The organism is Lysinibacillus pakistanensis (genome assembly GCF_030123245.1).
Classification (GTDB): Bacteria; Bacillota; Bacilli; order Bacillales_A; family Planococcaceae; genus Lysinibacillus; species Lysinibacillus pakistanensis.
In genome coordinates, this window is record NZ_CP126101.1 from 1,104,009 (window position 1) to 1,125,954 (window position 21,946).

The 21,946-nt window shown below is 36.0% G+C and carries 25 protein-coding genes; 18 read left to right on the forward strand and 7 right to left on the reverse strand.

From position 1 onward, the window contains the following. Positions 1-428: 428 nt before the first annotated feature. The 5 genes from QNH24_RS05155 (at position 429) to QNH24_RS05175 (ending at position 4,673) form a co-directional block, all read left to right on the forward strand. The gene (locus QNH24_RS05155; protein WP_283871042.1) at positions 429-845 is read left to right on the forward strand and encodes an SMI1/KNR4 family protein; all 417 of its coding nucleotides are present in this window, start codon (positions 429-431) and stop codon (positions 843-845) included. Between the two features lie 200 nt (positions 846-1,045). Then, a complete protein-coding gene (locus tag QNH24_RS05160) occupies positions 1,046-1,567 on the forward strand; it encodes a hypothetical protein (RefSeq protein WP_283871043.1) in 522 nt (173 codons plus the stop codon). A 256-nt stretch (positions 1,568-1,823) separates the two neighbouring features. Beyond that, entirely contained in the window at positions 1,824-2,321 is a 498-nt protein-coding gene (locus QNH24_RS05165) for a hypothetical protein (RefSeq protein WP_283871044.1), read from the forward strand. Positions 2,322-2,659: 338 nt separating this feature from the next. Continuing rightward, complete coding sequence (locus tag QNH24_RS05170) at positions 2,660-3,223, forward strand: TetR/AcrR family transcriptional regulator (protein ID WP_283871045.1); 564 nt, start codon at positions 2,660-2,662, stop codon at positions 3,221-3,223. A 43-nt stretch (positions 3,224-3,266) separates the two neighbouring features. Next, a complete protein-coding gene (locus tag QNH24_RS05175; RefSeq protein ID WP_283871046.1) occupies positions 3,267-4,673 on the forward strand; it encodes a serine hydrolase in 1,407 nt (468 codons plus the stop codon). A gap of 196 nt (positions 4,674-4,869) precedes the next feature. Here the strand turns inward: QNH24_RS05175 and QNH24_RS05180 are convergent, their stop codons facing one another. The 3 genes from QNH24_RS05180 to QNH24_RS05190 all read right to left on the reverse strand — a co-directional run bounded on the left by QNH24_RS05180 (position 4,870) and on the right by QNH24_RS05190 (position 7,576). After that, positions 4,870-5,298 (reverse strand): DUF7832 domain-containing protein, encoded by a 429-nt coding sequence (locus QNH24_RS05180; RefSeq protein WP_283871047.1) that lies wholly within the window; start codon positions 5,296-5,298, stop codon positions 4,870-4,872. Positions 5,299-5,315: 17 nt separating this feature from the next. Beyond that, entirely contained in the window at positions 5,316-6,551 is a 1,236-nt protein-coding gene (locus QNH24_RS05185) for a DUF6138 family protein (RefSeq protein WP_283871048.1), read from the reverse strand. 161 nt (positions 6,552-6,712) lie between these two features. After that, positions 6,713-7,576: a YwqG family protein gene (locus QNH24_RS05190; RefSeq protein WP_283871049.1), complete on the reverse strand. Its 864-nt coding sequence runs from the start codon at positions 7,574-7,576 to the stop codon at positions 6,713-6,715. Between the two features lie 469 nt (positions 7,577-8,045). Here QNH24_RS05190 and QNH24_RS05195 point away from each other — a divergent pair, with 469 nt between their 5' ends. Both QNH24_RS05195 and QNH24_RS05200 read left to right on the forward strand, forming a co-directional pair. After that, entirely contained in the window at positions 8,046-9,098 is a 1,053-nt protein-coding gene (locus QNH24_RS05195) for a tartrate dehydrogenase (RefSeq protein WP_283871050.1), read from the forward strand. Positions 9,099-9,131: 33 nt separating this feature from the next. Next, a complete protein-coding gene (locus QNH24_RS05200) occupies positions 9,132-9,596 on the forward strand; it encodes a DinB family protein (RefSeq protein ID WP_283871051.1) in 465 nt (154 codons plus the stop codon). A gap of 64 nt (positions 9,597-9,660) precedes the next feature. Here QNH24_RS05200 and QNH24_RS05205 read toward each other — a convergent pair whose 3' ends face one another. Next, positions 9,661-10,566 carry a glycerophosphodiester phosphodiesterase family protein gene (locus tag QNH24_RS05205; protein ID WP_283871052.1) on the reverse strand — a complete coding sequence of 302 codons (906 nt, stop codon included), beginning with the start codon at positions 10,564-10,566 and terminating at the stop codon, positions 9,661-9,663. A 273-nt stretch (positions 10,567-10,839) separates the two neighbouring features. Here QNH24_RS05205 and QNH24_RS05210 point away from each other — a divergent pair, with 273 nt between their 5' ends. After that, complete coding sequence (locus QNH24_RS05210; RefSeq protein ID WP_054770814.1) at positions 10,840-11,112, forward strand: YlbG family protein; 273 nt, start codon at positions 10,840-10,842, stop codon at positions 11,110-11,112. 2 nt (positions 11,113-11,114) lie between these two features. Here QNH24_RS05210 and QNH24_RS05215 read toward each other — a convergent pair whose 3' ends face one another. Continuing rightward, entirely contained in the window at positions 11,115-11,504 is a 390-nt protein-coding gene (locus QNH24_RS05215; protein ID WP_283871053.1) for a DUF7147 family protein, read from the reverse strand. Between the two features lie 56 nt (positions 11,505-11,560). Between QNH24_RS05215 and QNH24_RS05220 the strand changes: the two genes are divergently transcribed. From QNH24_RS05220 to coaD, 3 genes are all read left to right on the forward strand, one after another. Continuing rightward, complete coding sequence (locus QNH24_RS05220) at positions 11,561-12,982, forward strand: RNA polymerase II (protein WP_283871054.1); 1,422 nt, start codon at positions 11,561-11,563, stop codon at positions 12,980-12,982. Between the two features lie 332 nt (positions 12,983-13,314). Continuing rightward, positions 13,315-13,875, forward strand: coding sequence for a 16S rRNA (guanine(966)-N(2))-methyltransferase RsmD (gene rsmD / locus QNH24_RS05225; RefSeq protein ID WP_283871055.1), 561 nt, complete (start codon positions 13,315-13,317; stop codon positions 13,873-13,875). Positions 13,876-13,966: 91 nt separating this feature from the next. Continuing rightward, positions 13,967-14,458, forward strand: a complete 492-nt coding sequence (coaD, locus tag QNH24_RS05230; protein ID WP_283871056.1) for a pantetheine-phosphate adenylyltransferase — start codon at positions 13,967-13,969, stop codon at positions 14,456-14,458. Between the two features lie 166 nt (positions 14,459-14,624). Here coaD and QNH24_RS05235 read toward each other — a convergent pair whose 3' ends face one another. Next, positions 14,625-15,524: a hypothetical protein gene (locus QNH24_RS05235; RefSeq protein ID WP_283871057.1), complete on the reverse strand. Its 900-nt coding sequence runs from the start codon at positions 15,522-15,524 to the stop codon at positions 14,625-14,627. A 117-nt stretch (positions 15,525-15,641) separates the two neighbouring features. Here QNH24_RS05235 and QNH24_RS05240 point away from each other — a divergent pair, with 117 nt between their 5' ends. Next, positions 15,642-16,688 carry a SepM family pheromone-processing serine protease gene (locus QNH24_RS05240; RefSeq protein WP_283871058.1) on the forward strand — a complete coding sequence of 349 codons (1,047 nt, stop codon included), beginning with the start codon at positions 15,642-15,644 and terminating at the stop codon, positions 16,686-16,688. Positions 16,689-16,733: 45 nt separating this feature from the next. On the opposite strand, the gene QNH24_RS05245 is transcribed toward QNH24_RS05240, so the two are convergent. Next, positions 16,734-17,945, reverse strand: a complete 1,212-nt coding sequence (locus QNH24_RS05245; protein WP_283871059.1) for a nucleotidyltransferase — start codon at positions 17,943-17,945, stop codon at positions 16,734-16,736. A 182-nt stretch (positions 17,946-18,127) separates the two neighbouring features. Between QNH24_RS05245 and QNH24_RS05250 the strand changes: the two genes are divergently transcribed. From QNH24_RS05250 to QNH24_RS05275, 6 genes are all read left to right on the forward strand, one after another. Then, a complete protein-coding gene (locus QNH24_RS05250) occupies positions 18,128-18,661 on the forward strand; it encodes a YceD family protein (RefSeq protein WP_283871060.1) in 534 nt (177 codons plus the stop codon). 24 nt (positions 18,662-18,685) lie between these two features. Continuing rightward, the gene (gene rpmF, locus QNH24_RS05255; protein WP_054770816.1) at positions 18,686-18,859 is read left to right on the forward strand and encodes a 50S ribosomal protein L32; all 174 of its coding nucleotides are present in this window, start codon (positions 18,686-18,688) and stop codon (positions 18,857-18,859) included. A 163-nt stretch (positions 18,860-19,022) separates the two neighbouring features. Beyond that, positions 19,023-19,790, forward strand: coding sequence for an enoyl-CoA hydratase/isomerase family protein (locus tag QNH24_RS05260; RefSeq protein ID WP_283871061.1), 768 nt, complete (start codon positions 19,023-19,025; stop codon positions 19,788-19,790). A 110-nt stretch (positions 19,791-19,900) separates the two neighbouring features. Next, complete coding sequence (locus QNH24_RS05265; RefSeq protein ID WP_283871062.1) at positions 19,901-20,278, forward strand: transcriptional regulator; 378 nt, start codon at positions 19,901-19,903, stop codon at positions 20,276-20,278. 254 nt (positions 20,279-20,532) lie between these two features. Next, positions 20,533-21,435: a ketopantoate reductase family protein gene (locus tag QNH24_RS05270; protein ID WP_283871063.1), complete on the forward strand. Its 903-nt coding sequence runs from the start codon at positions 20,533-20,535 to the stop codon at positions 21,433-21,435. Next, positions 21,432-21,827: a DUF3397 domain-containing protein gene (locus QNH24_RS05275; protein WP_283871064.1), complete on the forward strand. Its 396-nt coding sequence runs from the start codon at positions 21,432-21,434 to the stop codon at positions 21,825-21,827. Before QNH24_RS05270 ends, QNH24_RS05275 begins: the two co-directional genes overlap by 4 nt. The last annotated feature ends 119 nt before the right edge of the window (positions 21,828-21,946 follow it).

The following is a 21,946-nucleotide window of genomic DNA, read 5'->3' on the forward strand; positions in this document are numbered from 1 at the left end:
AATTTTTAGACTGTATACAAACTCGGATGATAGCGAGTGTATACAGTTTTTTTTATGTCCATTCAGAACTTGATTTCTGCGATAGTGTTATGATGTTAGCAAGGTGAATCGTAGTGATTGCGAAAAGCGTAGCGTAAGGGAAAAATTGTAGAGATAGATTGTGATAAGGAGCTATCAGAGAGTGAAATGAAATGTATGGATGACTCTTAAATCGTCAGGAGCAGAAGATCCAATCTTTTATTAACCTATACAATTTTTAAATATAAATGAGGAAGCTGAACTTACTTCACCAATTACAATAAAGCAAGTGGAAGAAGCCGTATATTCGCTTTATTTTTTGTTGGATCATGGCTGTATTTGATCTTGATACAAACATATAGCGACACTTATTGTTAAGCAAAATAATACATTGCATTTTGGAGGTATAAATGGTTAAAAAGCATAGAACAGCGTTTCATGCCAAGGAATGGGCTATTGATTTGTATGAAGCAGCAACTTTAGAAGAAATCCAGCAGGTTGAGAAAGAGCTACAAATAGTGCTGCCGAAAGTATATAAAGAGTTTTTAAGTGTATCAAACGGAATGCATGGTAATTTAGCTCAGCTATATTCAACAGATGGATTAATTGAAATGAATAAAACGTATGAAGTGCAGAGATATGCACCGGGCTATGTTTCTGTTGGCAATGATAATGGTGGGTATCATCTTTTAATGAGAGCAGTAGAGAATGCTGTTAATTTCCAATTAGTAAGTGATGGATATTGTGTACCCACCGAAAATGATATAACTGATAATTTTCTTTCATGGTTGGATAGTGATGAGGGTGATCCATGGAGAAATGAATAGTTGGTAAAAAAGAAGGTAAAACCCTAGACACCTAATTGCGTTTTGGTGGTAATTTCAATTCTCGTATCACATCTTCCAAAAAGCATCGCCTTGTATGATCATTACTATGGTAAACTAAAAGAATATAAAAGAAACATCGATCATAGCTGAAACAGCACAGAATTACTAGAAAGTAAAAACATTGATGAGGAGTGTGAGAAATGACGAATCAACAGAAGATTGCGGAGTTCTTAAACAATTTAACACTTGAAGAAATATATGATCAAAGTGATCTGCTCATTTGGATAGATTGGCGAGAAGCTGAGGAAGACTTAATAGATTACTTTAACGAGCAATTGCCTGAGCCAGATCGAATTGATTGTGAAATTGTTGAGATAGACAAGCCTAGAGGTGTGGATATTGTTCTATCCTCCCAAGAAAAAAAGATGACGATTCCCTTTGCCGATGATGTGACTGATAGAGATAGCGCAATTCGAGCTATGCAGGAAATGCTTTCCCCTCAATATCAAATTCGTTGGTTTATGGAATCATTAGGCAATGATACTTTAGCTTTTGCATTGCTACCAGCAGTACAATGGGAAGAATTAGTACAGCAATTTGGTAAGCATAAAGTAGACTACTATTTCCAGCCTATAACAAACACTAGCGTCATGTTTGATATGGGTATAGATGAAGTAGATGCATTAATGAACTTGAGAGCTATAGAACATTTAAATAGATGAAATTGAATTGAGCAAGTGGGATTAATCATTTGACATAAAGATTGATTATTTATAATAAAGTTTGATAAAAATCAGCTCTTAAGTTATTCTTTTGAGTTGATTTTTTTTTATTGGACATATATAACGGATGTTCATCTTATGAAGAATATTTTTCTTTGTTCAACAAGCGGATCATTTTGTTGAATAACATTCTTTTTCGGAGGATTGGATATTTATGTTAAAATTTTATAGAAGCAATGTTTCAAAGGGGGATATAATGAAGAAGTATATAAAAAGTTTAGTGCCCTGGATTTATTTGATGTTGTCTTTCTTTGTACTATCTGGCTGTAATGCTCAAAAAGGTGGTAATAACTATTATTTATTATTGATGGGTGAAAGTGAAAGCTGGAATCTAACAGGTTATGAAATTGTTATAACACCAGAAGACTTTAAAGCAGGATTTGGGATTTTAAATATGAAAAACGTCAATGAGTATATTACAGATTTCTTCCACTTTGAAACTCATGTGGTTATAGATAGTGATGATTCAGTGGTTCAATCTGGTTCAGCTACTGGTCGGATGAACATAGCAGAAAATACAACTGGTGCTATTGAAGGGCCATACCTAAATAAAAACGGTGACTCTGTTACACTTAAAGATATAAATGAGATTTATGTGGTCGTTGAATGGTGGGATATTAGTAAGAACGAAAGTATTAAAGAAAGAATAGATTTATTTAACAAATCTAAAAAAGAACAGTCCTTCTTGAACTAACTAAGGTTTTAGTTGAATAACGATCTTCAACAATCGGGCGCTTTTCTGAAATAAGAAAAGCGTCTTTATTCATGGAAATTATTTAAACAAAATGAAGGGAGATTTATTTTCAGAAGATGAAAATGAGAGAAGAAAAGATAAAAGGAACATTGATTATTTCAAAAAGGTACGCTCCAAAAATAGAAAAAAGAACTTAGTTATCGTATCATCACTTAATTTGATAAAATGCTACTTTATATTAATAAAGGCAAACAACATTTTATTGGATATTCAATTGACTTTTTGCTACGATACGAAATATAATTTGGTTGGTCAACCAAACAATAAGGAGAGATAAAATGAGTGCTAAGGATAAACGTCAAAGATTGATTGATGCGGCATATAAAGTGTTTAGCAGGAAGGGATTCAATAATGCCTCTATAAAAGATATTGCTTACGAAGCTGGCATTACTCCTGGACTTGTTCATTATTATTTTAAGAATAAGGAAGAGTTATTATTTTCCGTCCAGAGTGATATTCAAGAACGATACCATATTCAATATGATGGCAAAAAAGAGTCGGAAATGAATCCATTGGATGTTTTGTTTGAAATTAAATCAAGAGTAGAAAAAGATCCAGATTGGTATCGTTGGAGATATGAGCTTTATTCTTTAGGATTAAAAAATGATCCATATAAACAAGAAGTAGCAAACATTTTACTAAACGGGAGGGAGAGTCTTTCTAATCCCTTAAAGAACCTAAACGTTGAAGCCAAAGAAACTGATGCCCTTGCCGGTATTTTATTGGCTTGCTTCGATGGACTAGCTCTACAAAAAATGTTCGATGACGAATTTGACCTTGATCAAACGTATAAATTGTTAATTGATTTATTAGAGAACTATTTGAAAAAAAGAAAAAATTAGAGTTTTAATAGAAAGTATGATTGTTCATATGAGGAGAAAAACAATGAAAAAAGCAATCTTTTTTTTAGGGAGCTTACTACTCCTGCTAACCCCTTTTGCTGCTTCTGCTAAAACGGAAGATACGAAAGAAAAAATAACAAAATTTATGGAAAAATCCTTAGATATGTATAATATTCCTGGCACATCGTTGGCGATATTAGAAAACGGGGAAATGATTTATCAAAATCAATGGGGTATTTTAAGTGATGGGTCAAATGTAACAGCAGACACACCGTTTCTTATTGGTTCTTTAAGCAAACCAATTACATCTCTGGCTATTATGATGTTAGTGGAAGATAGCAAAATAAAGCTGGATGAACCGATACAGTCCTATATTCCATCATTTACATATCAAACAGACAGTTCAAAACAAATTACAGTTTTGCATCTTTTAGAACAAACAAGTGGTATTAGTGAGCTTGAAGGTCTTAAAGTGACGGACAAGGATTGGCCGAAAGAAGGGGCAATCAATCAAGCTATAAAAGAACTTAGTGGTGTAGTGTTATCTCACGAGCCTGGAGAGGTTTATGAATATAACTCTGCTAACTATTTACTCTTAGGGGCAATTGTTGAAAATGTTTCGAATCAAACCTTTTCAAATTTTTTGAATACGAATATTTTTACCCCACTTGGTATGGAAAATTCCGCTGCTGATTATGAAAGTGCGGTAGAAAAAGGATACATACCTGGTTTTGAGTCATGGTTTGGTAGGCCCGTTGTCAGTGATGGATTTTATGATCATGCGGGAGCACCTTATGGCTATATTGCTTCAAGTTCAAATGATTTAGGGAAATTTTTAAAATTTATGCTAGAGGGCGGAGACTTATTATCAGAACAAAACCTTAAGTTATTGAAAACTCCTCCAGAAGAAGGTAAAACATACAGTTACGGTTGGCATTTTTCTAAAACAGAACATTACCCTTTCCACGGTGGGGCAACATCTGATTTTAGAGCGCAAATGTTTTTAATACCTGAAGAAAATATTGCAGCAGTACTTTTAACCAATAAATATAATTTTATAGAAGATGCTCAAGTCTCTCATATAATGAATGGAATTCAATCTATCCTGAACGGAAAAGAACCAGATGAATTGCCTGTACAGAGCTATAGTATTCAATGGAGTATATTGGGGGTTACATTACTCCTTGCTATTTTAACGATAATCCATTTCTTCAGACTTAGAAGAAAGAAGGTTCTAAACAAAAAAATACCGTTTACTATTGGAGTCATTTCGCTCCTTCTAGCTGTGGGATTGATTCCACTATTTGTTTATGTTATTGGTACCCCATGGAAAAGTATTCGTTTCTTCGCACCGGACATATCATTATTAATTTATTGTTTGGTAGTAATATTTGCTCTTAATGGAATTATGACTTTAATCATAACAATTTTTAAAAAGAAAATTACCTAAGCTTATCCTTGTGCACAAGTCTACAAAACAATGACTCCAAGGCGAAATTGATATTAAGAGCGTTTTTTGATCAATCTTTCTTCAAAACATGCTCTTTTCTTATTGTTCATTTATCAAGGTTATTAGTATCAATTTGTTCAAACTTTATTCTAAAGCTACAATTTTATTATTTTTATAGGCGAATTATACTTTAGACTTATATTCTATTTTCTACTTTAAATTTTCCCTCCAACAACCTTGCAACAAGCACGTAATTTTCTTCATTATAAATAGCTGCATACATAGAATCATTGCCATCGAAAAGCTGTAATGGAAGGTTTTCATAGTCAGTTAAATAACCATCGTAATAGGTAGATGCAAAAGCAGCTCCTTCTTCCGTTAAATCTTCATCTAACAAAACCCCATCGTAAAATTCAATGAAAAAATCGAGCGCGGTTATTTGACCTTGCATTAGCTGTTCATAAAGCTCTGGGTCATCCTCTTCAATGATAGTCGTATTTGCTAATTGATGCTCCAACATCCAACGGTAAAAAAAAGCGATATGCACTGCACCTTGATTAGTAGGTAACTGCTGTGGAAAGTCCTCTGCATCAGAATGCCATTTCATTTTGTCATAGGCTGTCATAAAATTCTCCTGTCCTCTTATATAAGCTCTTTAATAATCAGCTCAAAGCGCGTGCGATATGGCTCTGGAATATGCATAAATGCTGAGCTAGTAAAGTCATTCATATGGATGATGCCAAAACATGTATATAAAAGCTGCGCTACAACCATATCTTTATATTCTTCAATGTGTTCACTTTGTTCAAGTGGAATAAATGGGCAAAGCTCTATAAATGGTGTCGTCATAAATTTTTCGAACCATTGCAAATTGTTATCTGTACTCATAGCTTTTTCAAAGAATGCATCGTAAGGAACTTCTTGAACAGCTAGCACAGTACATACAAAGACAGGCAATGTTTCAGGCGTTAAACCGAATTTTTCCACATAGGCTTTTGCAAAGTATTCAGGCATTAGCGAATGGTCGCCATCGCATTCATACATATAGTCGATTACGAGCTTGCCATAGCTTTTATCGTATAAGCCAAGACCGAAAACAGCGAATGTACTTGGCATTGCTGCTTCTTCATCATCAACATCTTGATAAAAATGATACTGTGCCATCGCCTTATAACTATATTCAACTAGCGCAGTATGTAGGCTAGGATAGCTGAGAGCTTTAGTAAAGAAGTGATGTGATGATGTGACAGGTAAAAGCTCGATTGGCAACACTAAGTCGCTTTTACCTTCATAATAAATGCCATAGCTTTTAGGGAAATCCTCTTCTAATAAAGCATTTAAGTAAGCTAATGCTTGACGATAAGCTTCTTCGCTCTCTTCTTTAATTTTAATCGTAATCGTGGCTAGTACATCATTTGCTTGACAGAAAATTAGGTCGGATGCCATTTGCTGTTTATATGTTGGCAAAGTACCAGAGCCGACTGTGATTAATGAGTTATATGCTTCTGCATCTAATTCTTTGATTGTTGCCAGCAGCTCTTTGACTGTTAAATAAGAATAGCTTGCGCCGTATTTACTTAAATTCACTGCGTAGTAGCATAGCAATGGTAAGTAAGTTAATGATTGATGCTCGTCGATAAAGTGAGAAAGACAATAGCGCTGTGTTTCAAAGTCTAGCTCTTGACGAAATTCATCAAGCAAGACAAGCTGCTGATAATGGCAGAGCACTTCATGCAGCGTGAAGGCGTCTAGTAAAAAAGACAGGGTGATGATTTTAGAAGGATAACCATCTGTATCAATTTTATATTGTTTAGAAAGTAGTTCTTGCTCAAGCTGTAGCCATAATGCTTCGTTTTCGGTAAATTGTTTAGTTTTCATGGAATGACCTCCCTTTTATGAAAGAACAACTACACTATTAAAATTAACTTTCGTGCATAAATATTGTAAATTTCAAATTTATTAATGCATCAGAAAGTTCATTAGGGAAAGAAAAATCTAGTGCAATCAATTAAAAATCGCTGAAATCATTACATACATAGTCAATAGCACTGCAAAATAGTCCATACTTTATCGAATTCTTTGTTTTTGCAGTCCTCTTCACGAATCCAGAAATATAGTTTGCCGCTATCGCCCCACATATAGCCTAGGTCATCTTCTGAATCAAGCTGTAATAGCAGCTGCCAATCCTTTACGTGTGGTTCAAGCTCCTTGCGTAACGGGTGATTGTAGGCTGTTGAATCCCCACAATATAAACCGTTTGTGACAAGTTGGCATTCTAAATACATATCCCCTTGAATCGTATCAGGATGACCATCTATACGATGTGTCGTTTGTTCCTGTGCTTCTTCATCGACCCAATCATAAAAAAAATCATTGTAGGCATCTTGTTGTTCCTCTGTTAAAATAGTTTCTAAATTTTTGCTATAAGGAGATGCCCATGAAGGGAGTGTCCATTCATTTCTAAAGTGTAGTGCCGCACTATCAATATACTCCGTTAAAACTGCGGGTTGCTGCATTCGCTTTAAACTGTCAGGTGCTTGTGTGAAGTGGAAAACGTGAAAGCCATCGCCATCATTTGGATCATAGCCCCAAGGTTGTCCAATGACATCATAGAAAAAGGATAATAGTCCATCGGCAGGCAGCAAGTTGTTGGAATCATACGACTTTACTTCTGTTAAATTAAGCTGACATAGAAAGTATAATGGCTGGTTATTATTTGTATGTGGCCATATAAAATCTGTCGGTACATCGGGGTTGCCACCGATTTTGGACTGTCCAATTTGAATGGCATCATCTGCTGTTGGTATTGCCGAAGCACGAATTGACTTTTTAGCGAACTGCAAAATTTGTTCTGCCACCTCTCCAAGCTCAAAATCAAATAATGCTGTTCGTAACTTTTCCATGTTTATTCCCCCTTATTTTTATCTAATTTCAATATAGTACATACGTTCCCTTGTGTAAAGCCTGTATTTGGAATTATTTAAATATTATTGAATCAACAGGTTTAGAAAGCATAGCAATTACGAGGTCTTCTTGAATTTTTACTGACTTTTGATACAGTAAAGGTTATGATAGTGAGCCTGATTAGCAATTTTTACCCCTAGATTTTAAGGGTCCAGATTGAAGAGCAGATGAGCTTTAATTAAGCGAAGTAAGGAAAAGGGCAGTATTTCATCTCACTTCTTACAACCCATATTGGATTACGTTAATAGTGAAGTAACCTAATTTACGAGTTTCATGCTGTATATCAGTTTCAATCAATTAAATTTAGCGAAGATTCTCATCAAATGATGAATAATTAAAGAACTAGAAAAAACTACAGTAAAGATTGTGATAAAAAATTATCAACATTTATAAAGGGAGGATTACTAGATGAAAACGTATCGAATTGCTGTTATACCAGGGGATGGTATTGGAAAAGAGGTTGTTCCTGCTGCGATAGAGGTTCTCGATCAGGCTGCACATCTTGATGGAAGCTTTCAATTTGAATGGACCACTTTTCCTTGGGGCTGTGACTATTACTTAGAGACAGGTAAAATGATGCCAGATAATGGAATTGAAATATTGAAAGGCTACGATCAAATTTTCTTAGGGGCAGTAGGGATGCCTAATTTAGTACCCGATCACATTTCCTTATGGGGGCTTCTGATTAAAATTCGCCGTGAGATGAAGCAGTCTATAAATGTGCGTCCAGCAAAGCTATTACAAGGCTTACCTTCACCATTGCGCAAACCAAATGACTTTGATTTAGTAGTTGTACGGGAAAACTCAGAGGGAGAATATGCTGAAAGCGGTGGCAGAATACATAGTGGTCAGGATGAGGTTGCTATCCAAAATGCTATATTTACAAGGAAGGGTACAGAGCGTGCGATGCGTTATGCATTTGAAATAGCAAAAACACGACGTCAGCATGTGACAAGTGCCACGAAGTCAAATGGAATTACCTATAGCATGCCATTTTGGGACGAGGTTTTTGTACAAGTAGGGGAAGATTTTAAAGATATTGGGCAAGTTTCTACGCATATTGATGCTTTAGCTGCCTTCTTCGTCATGAAACCAGAAAGCTTTGATGTTATTGTTGCATCCAATCTATTTGGTGATATATTAACAGATTTAGGTGGGGCTATTATGGGTAGCATCGGAATTGCTCCAGCAGCAAATTTAAATATTGAACGACAATATCCGTCTATGTTTGAACCTGTTCATGGCTCTGCTCCAGATATTGCTGGCCAGGGGATAGCCAATCCACTTGGACAAATTTGGACAGGTAAAATGATGCTTGATTTCTTAGGCTATCATGAGCTTGGCACAAGAGTGCTAAATGCGATAGAAGCAACATTAGCACAAGGGATTAAGACAGCAGATTTAGGTGGAACTTCAACATTACGCGATGTAACAAGCGCAGTACTAAATCATTTGCGATAAGGCATATGAAAAAATGATTGGAGTGAAGCGCTTATGAAAAACTTTTTTGCTTATAATTGGCAAGTCAGAGATGAATGGTTTGAGTGGTGCAATCAGCTAAGCCCAGAGGAATTATTGAAGGAAAGGCAAGGCGGAGTAGGGAGTTTCCTTTATACACTTTTTCATATTATAGACGTTGAATATAGCTGGATTCGTGGCATCCAACGCGAAAAAGACAGAATATTCGATTTTAGTGATTATCAAACATTAGAGCAAGTGAAAAAGCTTTCTGATGAACTACGAATTGACAATATCGAATTTTTAAAAGTCAATGAGGGCTTTAATAATGGCATTGTAAAAGTCGCTTGGGATGATAAGGAATATAGAAAAATTGATATTATCCATCATATTATTGTGCATGAAATCCATCATATAGGTCAGCTTTCCGTTTGGGCAAAGGAATTAGCCCTACCTTCTGTATCTGCGAATTTTATTGGTAGAGAATTAAAGACTTATTAATCTAATTTTTATATACAGCAAGGAAAAAGGTAAGGGCATGATAAAATGACCCTTACCTCTATAACTATTCTTGTGTTTGTAAGTATTCTACAGCAACATCTGGTCGATCTGTAATAATGCCCTTTGCACCGTTACGGATTAATTTCTTCATCGTCTCTCCGTCATTGATGGTCCAATAGTGAACAGGAATGTTTAAGTTGCTTAAAAACTGAATAAACTTCGGTGAATCTAATGTAATAACACCTGATTTAGGTGGTATTTGGAACACGTCTACCCTTGGATGATATAGATGTCCAAATTGGCTGGAGAAGGAAGCGAATGCTTTTCGAACATCTATCTCACCAGCACCGAGGGCTACTTGATTTTGTGCATATAGATTAAAACGGTCTATCTGCTCCCCGTAAAAGCTTGTAACAACTACACGATTCTCAGCGCCAAGCTCTTCAATTAAACGCCATAATTTTGAAGGCATTAAGCTTCCTTCATACGTATCTGGTGCGTCTTTAATATCAATATTGACCAACATATTTGGATATGCTTCTAGTAATTCCCGTAAAGTAACAACATCTACTTTTTCATTTCGATAAGGAAATTCCCCATTTAAATCTTCAAATTGATAACCGTGGTTTAAGGCATTAATTTCTGCTAAAGTCATATCTGCAATAAGACCATAGCCATCTGTTGTACGATGGACAGTATCATCATGAAAGACGATAATTTCCTCATCTTTCGTTAAGCGAATGTCTATTTCAAAGCCATCTACTCCTAATTGTGAAGCTTTTTTAAAAGCAGGCATTGTATGCTCAGGTGCTAGCAGTGCACCACCACGATGTGCGAGAATAATAGGGTGATCAAATTGTAATGCTTGTTTACTTTCACGCTGCTGAGGTTTAGAAATTGCTTTACTACCTGCCCAAGCAGCCGCACTTGCTGCTGCGATTGCAAGCGCGATCTTCGTTTTTTTACCCATATTCGTCCTCCTTAAAAAATTTAGATGATATAAAAGGTACTGGCGAATTCATTTTTGAATTTGAAAGTTTTGAGCAAACAAAATCAGAGAAACTGTGATTATGGACGTCTAAACTAATGTCTTATTAACTTGCTTAAGTGAATGTTCAACTCTTAATGAATATTGTATGCTTTACCATTATAACGGAAAAATGAGCGTTCTGTCAGCTAAACTCTGTTGCTATCATTTTCCGGTCTATGGTATTCTTTTATGTAAGAAATGAGGGAATACTATATGAACGAACGACAAGGACTAATCGTGTACGTCCATCAATTAAAACATGCAAAGTCTCTTCGAAAATATGGTCATGTTCTTTATATTTCTCGGAGGCAAAAATATGTAGTGCTCTATTGCGATCGAGAGGAAATTGAAATGATGACAACAAAACTACAACGCCTTCCTTTTGTAAAAGACGTTGTAAAGTCTTATCGTCCATTCGTGAAAACTGAGTATGAAAATGCAAAACCTGATAAAGCGAAGGAATATGACTACAAAGCAGGTCTATAATATTACGTTAATGCAGGAATATAGTGATGAAGTCTCATTATTCCAATTAAGTATTGATAAAATAGTTTTGATTCCGAAAATATAGATGAGTGCTTTATTTCTACAACAACTGCTTTTCGACCTAGTTGCTCAATACTTTCTTCGAATATTTTTTGTCGCTTAGAAGGCTTGTTTTCTATATAAGGAATGCCCTCTCGACAAATATAAATCGGCATAAATTTACTTTCACCGACAGGTTTGAAGGCAACTGCTAAAGAAGCAACTTTTTTTTCTTCTTTTGAGGAAGTTAGTATAAAGGCTTGGTGAAATCGACTTTGATTGGTATTCACTAGTTCAAGAAGCTCATAAACATCACCATAGCCTTCACCTAATTCAATAAATTGTTGTGGCATAAAAATTGCACATCCTTTCCAATATACATAGTATCATGCTGTGGGAGGTCAAGCATATGAAATTTGCAATGAGTTTTTTTTCAGTACTTGCTTTAATTATTACAGGTATAATTTTTTTCCAGTATCATGCATATTCTTCTGACTTAGAGACTGGTAATGGTGATTTTCTTTACTCACAAGAGATAGAAATTTTCTATCGCGAAAATAGCTTAGATATAAGGCAGCATTTTAAAAATCTTCCTGATCAAAAGGTGAAAATTAAGTGGCCAGAAAATGCCATTAACCTTAGCTGCTTTATGGAAACTGAAAAAAGCTGTGATCGTTTATCAGATGAAGCTTCCTACTTTGCTAAGGGAGAAATAAAATCCCAATCTGTTTCATACATAATTCCAATTGAGGGTGGCTTAAAAGATAAAATGCTTATCCAAAATGTTTTAGCCACATTATTAAATGGTGAAGCTACTTATTCGATTGTCCATATTTCCACAGATAGTAAAATTGCTGGTCAATGGATTACAGGTTTACCTTTAATTGGACAGCAACAGCTAGCACTTGTTAACTATACAATGTTTAGTGGGAATGGTACAATCCGTGATATTTATTGGCAATCAGCTAACCTCAAAGTTCAAGAACAAAGTCCTATTTTATCTATTTATGCACCAGGAGCTATTGCAAAGGATTTTTTGAAATCATTGGAAAATTTACAGTTTTTAAATGACCAGCATATTGCGATTATTCAAGAAAAAAATCCAATGAAAGAACATGATGATCGACTTTTATTTTTACCGACTTTAACCGCACAAGCAGTGGAGCAGGAAGTGGTGCTGTCACAAATAAAATCGCAATATAAGTTCGATAATTCTCCTGAATGGTTGCCAGAGGTTGTGGCATCCTATTTAGTGAAGGATACGATAGGCTCTGAAAAAACGAAGGAAATCGTGGCAACATTAAAGGAATATATGACTACAGATCAGGAGGCAGCTTGGCAGGAAGCGATGAATAAACTTGGAGAAGAACCAATTACTCCTGCTTCAATGGATGATCTTTTAACAGCGGTTTTAGGTGCAAAAACTTCTTATTTCAAGTTAAATACTGAACAAAAGAACGGGACATATCCATTATTTTTTGAAGATGATCGTGATATTTATGTAAATGATGCCTTGAAAAAAGATGTTCAATTTATTCACTATGAAGGGCAATCTTTATATACAGCCGATACATTGTTGCCGTATCTTGGTTATAGTGCCACTGAAGGGGAAAATGGCTATTATGTAAAAAGTGAAAATCGTTCATTCAGATTCCCGAAAGAACCAGGATTCTACGTATTTAATCAACGTAGATACTCTACTATTTCAGAACCGATTATTAAAATAGCTGGCCATTATTATGTTGAAGAAGCTTGGCTCCAACGCTTATTCTTAGTAGAATTACAAAAAAATGATGGTCGTATCCAAGTAATAACACAAGGGCAAGAATAATTTTTTTGCAGCGGAGGTTTTTCTTCCGCTGCAAAAATGCTTTTATCTTGATTTAGCCGATCCTTACCATGCGAAAGCGAAGCGTCTGAATACTTCCATCTCTATTAATGGCGAGATGAAAGCAGTTTTTATCTATTCAACGAGCCTACAAACACCCGCTGAAATAGAGAAACCAAAGACACGTGTAGTGACCAACATCGTGTTGGCCTACATTCCCTGGCGAATGTCACTGATTTTGAAGGGGAGCTTTTAGAGAGAGCTTAAAAAAATATAAATTCAATTATGCTGGGGTGTAATTGATATGGAAGAAGAAAGTACGGTGATTGACATAAATGAGAGTTGTAGCAGGAGAAAGAAAAGGAATGCCATTAAAGGCGATTGCGGGAAATACAACGAGACCTACAACTGACAAAGTAAAGGAATCCATTTTTAATATTATTGGTCCTTTTTTTGATGGAGGGATTGCCCTCGATTTATTTGCGGGGAGCGGTGGTTTAGGCATCGAAGCTTTAAGCAGAGGTGCTGAACGAGCTGTATTTATTGAAAAGGATGCTAAGGCGTTTCAGATGCTACAGGAGAATATAAAAAAATGTCGGTATGAGGATTGTTCTGAGCTCTTTCGGATAGATGCTAAACGAGCTGTGAAAGCGCTATTAAAACGAGATATTACCTTTAAATTAGCTTTTTTAGATCCACCTTATCACCACAAGGAATATTATGATCTAGTACAAGTACTTATCGATAATCATAAAATCCAACAAGATGGCATTATTTTGTGTGAACATGCAACAGAAGTAGAACTACCACAAAGTTTTGGAGACTTTGTATTAAAGAGACAAGAAACATATGGCGGAACGATTATTTCTGTTTATCTTTATTCAGAGGGTGTTTAAATATCATTGAATAAAGGAAAGCCTCTGGCGGATGCCATGATATTACGCCAAGGCAAAATTGATTGTTGTGCAGAGGAAGAGGGAGAATAAGTTGTCAGAGAAAATTGCTGTAGTTCCTGGAAGTTTTGATCCTGTAACATTTGGTCACTTAGATATTATTAAACGTGCGGCAGATGTTTTCGATACTGTTTATGTAGCAGTGTTAAATAATTCATCGAAGCAGCCACTGTTTTCTGTAGAAGAACGCATGGCTTTAATGGCAGAGGTGACAAAAACATTGCCAAACGTGCGTATTGAAAGCTCATCTGGGTTGTTGATAGACTATGCGAAAGAAAAAAAAGCAAAGGCTATTGTTCGCGGTTTACGTGCTGTATCAGATTTTGAATATGAGATGCAAATTACTTCGATGAACCGTTTTCTAGATGAAACCATTGAAACATTTTTTATCATGACAAAAAATCAGTATTCTTTCTTAAGCTCAAGCATTGTAAAAGAAGTTGCGAAATATGGTAGCGATGTCAAAGAGCTCGTTCCTACATGTGTTGTAGCTGCCTTAAAAGAAAAATATGGGTTTACGAAATGATAAACAAAGGGGATGTCAGTATTTGGGCGTCTCCTTTTTTATATTTTATGATAGGAATGAGGCTACTCCACTATTGTGCTAAGTGAGTAGCCTAGAAAGAAAATCACTCTCAGTCCACTACATTTCTTCATAATTTAGAATGAGTTCAAGAAAAAAGATGCTTTCATTATTTTAAGAAAAAAAGAGCATAAATAGTTGGCACAATGATTATGCTAAGTAGGCGGAATTTTATATACGGCCGAACAGAAAGCTTGGCTGATTTAGCAATAACAAAAATTTGCAAATGTATACTAATGCTTTGCATTGTAAGTAATAGAACTACTAGCAATGGTAAATAGGAATGACTGGGAAAGGCTGTGACAGTCATTTTAAGACCATTTGTAACTTCTAGTATGGCCGCAATAGAAAGCTCAGCTGTATGGGGTAATTTTGGTATGAGTTTATCTAAGCCTTGTTGTACAATCGTTTGGATCGTAGTGAAAAATATAATGGTTGTTCCAACTAAAAGAATCGTTGGTGCTGTCTCTTTAATGCTTTCTGAGAAAGGTGCTGAATATAAAGGCGTATTATGAATAGAAATGCTAGGAAGATCAGATTTTCGGAATAAAAAATAACCAGTTATTAAACAACAAATATTAAAACTATGTAGTAAACATAAAAACAGCCAGCCAAACGTATTACTGTGTAACAAATCAAGGCTTACAAAACCTAACACAAAAAGCGGACTTGGTGCATGACAGACTGCTAGTAAAAAATTGGCTTCTTTAGGATGAAGCTGCCCACTGTTTTTTAGATAAACAATTGTTGTTGCACCAGTAGGATAACCACCGAGTGCGCTAATAATATAGGCTTGTACGTATAGTGAGGCTCTTTTGGTCTTTGTTCGCATAGGAGCCGTTAAACGTAGTAGCCATTGCGTTAAAATTAAATAAGGTAATAAATACGGGAAAAGCGCATCCATAAATAGAGTTAAACCTAAGTCGGTACCATGATGAGCTGTTTGTGGGAATAGCAAGAGTAATAGAATAAGAACTATGCAAAGCGCTATTTGAATTGTGGCATACATGTTATCATCTCGTTTCAACTTTTTGTCATTCACATAGGCAAATGCTAAAATCAATATATGTAAAAAAGGCAAAAACATGAACGTATGGTTTTGCGAGCGTCCTAGGAGGTGTTCCGAATGAAGAAAAAAATAAGTATTTATGTAGTGTTATTAGTCGTTATTTGTTTTTTAATGTTATACCGACTAGACGCCTATATTATGAAGCCTGGAAGTGCTTATGATGTCAGTAAATTTGTTACAGTAGAAAACAATCATACTGAAAACAAAGGGTCTATGAGTTTAATGACAGTAGCTATGCAGCAAGCGACCCCTTTTTCGTATCTTTGGGCTAAAACTCAAAAATATCAAAAACTAATGGATATTAACCAGGTGCGAAATCCATTAGAAGATGAAGAAGAATATAATGTTCGACAGCTTAAATTAATGTCTGACTCCCAGTTCAATGCAAAGTATATTGCCTTCCAGAAAGCGGGACTTCAAACAACAATACATTTCGATGGAGTCTTTGTTTTAAATGTTCTGGATGGTGGTGCTTCAGACGGCCTTTTAAAAGCAGGAGACGAAATTATTGAAGTGGATGGACATAAAATTAGTAATCAGCAAATGCTAGTAGATCTTTTGAAGCCAAAAGAGCTTGGAGACAAAGCAACAGTTAGATTTATACGTAATAAAAATGAACAAGAGGTTACTATTACATTAAAGGAAATTCCTAGAGCCGAGGAAAAGAGAGCTGGTTTAGGTATTTCGTACGCAGAAAGTAAATCAATTGAAACAAATCCAAAAGTGACAATGAAGACAGAGGATATTGGTGGGCCATCTGCGGGTCTCATGTTTACACTTGAAATTTTAGATCAACTGCTTAAAGAGGATTTAACCAAAGGCTATGCTGTAGCAGGTACAGGAGAAATGTTGGTTGATGGCTCAGTTGGAAGGATTGGAGGAATAGACTATAAAGTCATCGCTGCTGATCGAGATGGTATGGAAATTTTCTTTGCGCCAGATGATGAAATTTCTCCAGAACTGAAGGCGAAACATCCTGAATTGGAATCAAATTATGCGACAGCAGTAAAAACGGCTAAAGAAATTGGTACAAAAATGAAAATAGTACCTGTTAAAACGGTAGATGATGCCATAAATTATTTAAAACAGTTACAGCCCAAATAAAAAAGGATGCTAGAAACTTCTGGCATCCTTTTATCGTGAATAGATTTAGAAACGAATCGGTGGTGTTTGATAATCTTTAGGTAGACTTTGTTCCATATTTCCAGTTTCGATGCTGAGATTGTAAATCTCTGCGGCATGAATATCTATAGTAAGCATAGCATCTTTCGTAGCTGCAACTCGGCTGATTAATGGTAAAGAGATGTCTTTTTTATACTTCCCTAAATAAGCCTGCCCTTTCATACTCATACCAAGTAAACGAATATAGGATGGAGTAACACTGTTGTGTAATTGTTCCTTACTAAATCCAGTATAAATATGAGTAAGCATGCGCTGAAGTCGCGTCCATGTATAGCGCTTTGATTTGATTTTTTCCATAAAGCTGCTAAAGGAATGACTTGTTTTGGCTGCCTTAATAAGAGCATTCTCAATACCTTCAGTTACTTCAGCATAGTGATTCAATTCGCTAGGTGTATGTCGAATAAGTGTAAACTGTAAGAATGGCCAGAAAGTTTCCCAACTAGCAAATTTACCATACTGACGATACCAATTAGCTAAATAATCAAAAGATGTCTTTGGAAGAACATCTTGTACCTGCTGAAGTTTACGGGATGTTGCTAAAGCCTGGCGTATTCCCGTTGCACTTGCGATGGATGCACCCTCCTGTAAAGCATCATGGTATCCTGCTGCAATTCGTGGAATAGTCATTGGTTGAATATCACTATCTAAGGTTTTGGCAGCTTCAATATAGTGAAAGCCGAGTATATTATTAGGCTGTGATAAATCAATGTATGTAGCAGGGAACTTTTGAGAAAGCTGTTTATAGGCATAATGTAAGCTTTTAGGATAGCTTGCACCTGTTGTAAGGCTTTCTTTAATAAGTGCGTTGTATTCCTCCTGATGTCCGTGAATAAGCTCATATGTGTCCAAAAAGGGTTGTATGGCACCGTCTTCACTACCAAATGCAAAAGATTCACAGCCAACTGCAGTTAATAATGCAATGGCTCCTTTAGCGAAATCAGCTGCAGGTGCGGTACTATAAACATAAGGTAGCTCGATGACAATATCTACGCCACCAGCGAGTGCCATTTTTGTACGTGTCCATTTATCGACCATGGCTGGTTCACCACGTTGTAAAAATGAACCACTCATTACAGCGATGACAAGGTCTGCTTGTGCTACTTTTTTTGCCTGTTCTAAATGATAAGCATGTCCATTGTGAAAAGGGTTGTATTCAACTACTACGCCAACTGCTTTCATGTCAAGCTCCCATCTATTTTTTACTTTTTGTTTATTGTAACCAAACGAGTACTAAATAAAGAAATTACATGTATTATAGTATATAATTATAGTGAGGTTTCATAGTGGTGACAAGAAATTATCTTGACATCTATTTTTACACATTATATAATCAACAGTGTTGTCTCGAGGTGATTAAACGAATGAAATGGTCAATTCATCAATTATCTAAATACCGCCAAAACGGGATGCTGATTGACACCTATGTCCAATTGGACGAGGTGATGGAGCGAAACCAGGATATTCGAGCAATTTCGCCCGTTCATGTAAAAGGGCTATGTACTTTTGGTGCATCGCAAATGACATGTCAGTTAACTGTGACGGCGACGTTGACACTACCATGTGCACGCACGTGGGAGGACGTTGAGTTTCCTATCGAAGTTGAGACAGTTGAGATTTTCAGCTGGATTGAAGAAGAAAAACGAGGGGAAGATGACGGAGACATTCACTATATTGATGGTGAAGTCATCGACATGAAGCCGGTTATTGAAGAACTTATTCTTCTTGAGGTACCTTTGCAAGTATTCAAAGAGAATACCGAAGGACAAGTGCAAGGTGGGAAAGACTGGTCTTACGCAACAGATGAAGACGTTGAGCTACACAAAAAAGCTGATAAGCAAAAAGTGGATCCAAGACTAGCTGCTTTAGCTAAGTATTTTGATCAAACAGACGAATAGACGATCTGTAAGGAGGTGCCATCAATGGCTGTACCATTTAGAAGAACTTCTAAAACTGCAAAAAGAAAGCGTCGTACGCATTTCAAACTATCTGTACCTGGTATGGTAGCTTGCCCAAACTGTGGTGAAGCAAAATTATCACACCGTGTTTGCAAAGCTTGCGGACATTACAAAGGTAAAGAAGTAGTAAGCAAATAATTCAGTGTTTGCTCACTTAAAAGGCTAGTAGAGAGACCATGGCTCTTTACTAGCCTTTTTGTATGCTTGAAGAGACGGAATATTTAGTCAATAACAAAAAGATATATAGTGCTATAATAATTGTATGATACAATCTATTCATTGGGACAAAGGGGGAAATAGAATGGCGTATACAATTGACAATAATGAAGGTATTATGACTTTTACCATTAATCGTGAAGAAAAGCGAAATGCGGTCAATGACGAGGTTATGGATGGTCTACAAGAAGTAATTACATATATTCAAAACCATGATAATGTTCGTTTTTTAGTTGTAACTGGTGCAGGGGATAAATCATTTTGCTCAGGTGGGGATTTATCGGAATTCCATTCGCTTGAAACAGAGGATGAAGCCTTTGGAATGCTAAGTAAAATGGGAAAAATATTGTATGATCTCGCAACATTACCTGTACCTACAATTGCTTTGATTAATGGAACGGCAGTTGGAGGAGGTTGTGAGATTGCAACAGCTTGTGATTTTCGTCTAGTAGCCAGTCATGCAAAATGTGGTTTTATCCAAGGGACATTAGCAATTACAAGCGGCTGGGGTGGCGGTACATACTTATTTGAACGAGGCTTACGGCATGATCGTGCCATGAAGATGCTAGTAGACGCCAAACCTTATCCAGCGGAATTACTATATGAAATAGGTTGGGCTATGCGTGTTTTTGAAGGCTCGAAGGAAGAAGCGTTAAATGATTTTATTGAACATATGCGTAAAATTCATCCTTCTGTTCATAAGGCCTATAAAGAAATTGAGCTTCGCAAGTGGCGTGAACGGAATATGTACGAACGTGTAATGGAGGAAGTTCGTACCTGTGCGAAGTTGTGGGAAAGTGAAGCCCATCATGAGGCAGTTAATAATTTCCTGACTAAGAAGAATAATAATTAATGTATAACTGCAGCGATTATTGAAAAGCTTAATCGCTGTCTTTTTTTATTCAATGATTCTATTTTGCTCACTCTTGCATATAGTAGTAAAAAATGCGAGGGTGATAGATTATGGAATTGAAAAAAAGAAAAGATCAATGGACAAAAGAAGACGATGAAAGATTAGCAGAAATCGTCTTGCATAATGTGCAAAATGGCAAAACGCAGTTAGAAGCTTTTGAGTTAGCTGCTTCTGAACTAGGCCGTACAAAACAAGCATGTGGTTTTCGTTGGAATAAAACGTTACGTGGTCAATATAGTCAGTCACTATTAGCTGTACGAAATCAACCGCAACAGTCAATGCGAAGTCATTTAAAGCTGGCATTGACAAGTTTTGATGAATTAACAGAGGCTTATCAAACCCTTGAGATTAGACATCGTGAGCTGCAAAATGAGCATGATAAACTGGTGAAATGGCTGCAGCAAGGGTATTCTTTAATGAAAGATTAAACACTAATGTAAAGTAAATGATGAAGAATATGCTTCTTTGTTTTCTGATTATGTTAGCAAACAATTATCCATATTTTATCGTAAACAATTTGTCAATCCTGTATAATAGAAGAACCTGTATACGAGGTGCCTTAGAAATTTTCTAAGGCACCTCGTTCTGTAAGCGGGTAAAATGAAATCATACAGCATTTTGTGGTAAAACTGTTTACAAGGAGTTTCACATTTAAGAATGATGTGGGAGGTGTCTAAGTGTTGTGAAGATAGCGGTTATAGGTGCTGGTGCTGTTGGGCAGCTAATGGCAAGCTTTTTTGCTGAGTCAGGTTTAATGGTTACATTGGTATCTAAAAGGAAAGAACAGGTAGAAGAGCTACGTGCAAATCATCTAACACGAATCAATGTTGATGGAACAAAAACTGTACAAAAAGTAGCTGCAACAACAAATTTAAAGGAGCTTCCGCAGCAAGATTTAATAGTGATAGCGGTTAAGTATGGTCAATTAAATGAGCTTTACGAACAATTGTCATCATTATCGAAAGAAGTTCCCTTACTATTTATGCAAAATGGGTTAGCACATTTTGAGGAAGCGCTAAAATTAGCGCAAAAAAATATAGCCTTTTGCACAGTGTCATTTGGCGCCCAACTGATAGATACGTCAACAGTACAGCATAGAGGTGTTGGTGTTTGTAAGATTGCGCTAGAAAGAGGAGCAAGTGATATATTCGATAGGCTATTACTCCTCAAAAATGATTTGTTTCCAATTCAATTGGTAGATAATGCTCAACAGATATTATTTGAGAAAGCTGTACTGAATAGCTTGATTAATCCGTTAACAGCTGTTTTGCAAGTGAAAAATGGAGAGTTAGTCACAAATAAACAAGCATTTTTAATAATGCAAACCATCTACCAAGAGCTAATGGAGGCTTTTGAAGAAATAGAAGAAACGATACCCTTTTCTAAAGTCATTGATTTATGTGAACACACAGCAAATAATACATCTTCCATGCTGTCAGATCGTATACAAGGGAGAAAAAGCGAAATTGATACGATTGTTGGAGTACTGCTCAATAAGGCTTTAATAAAAGGTCATCATTTGCCAACCTTGCGTACTTTATATCACCAAGTACTTGCAATTGAAGAGTGTGGTGAAAGACGTTGAAAGATTTTTTACATATTGTGATTAGTGTCATTATTTTTTGCCCAATTCTTCTATTTATGATTGTTTATTTAATTGGTAGAAAGGTAAAAATCCGAGGTACACATGCTTTTGGGGCTGCTTCAGATGTAACAACATTTTGTTTATTTTTTTCAGTGCCGTTAGCGATAGGTGTTCTATGGAGTGTTAATGTTGGTGTGCTTTTAGTCATGCTAGCACTGACGATGGCTATGATTTTTACATATATTGATTGGCGAACAAAAAAAGAAATTGAAGTGAAGCCACTGCTGAAAAAAATTTGGCGTTTTCAATTTTTAGTACTAAGTACTGCCTATGTTGTTATTTGTATTGTTGGAATAATTCAATCCGTTATAGAATATTTACAGGCTGTCTAAGCATTTTCTTTTCATGTTGAAGCCATAAGCGTTAAAATAATAACATTAAAATGTTTCTATAAAATTAACTCTTTATAAGTAATAGGTTGGGAAATACCAAATATTTGCGGTATAAAAAT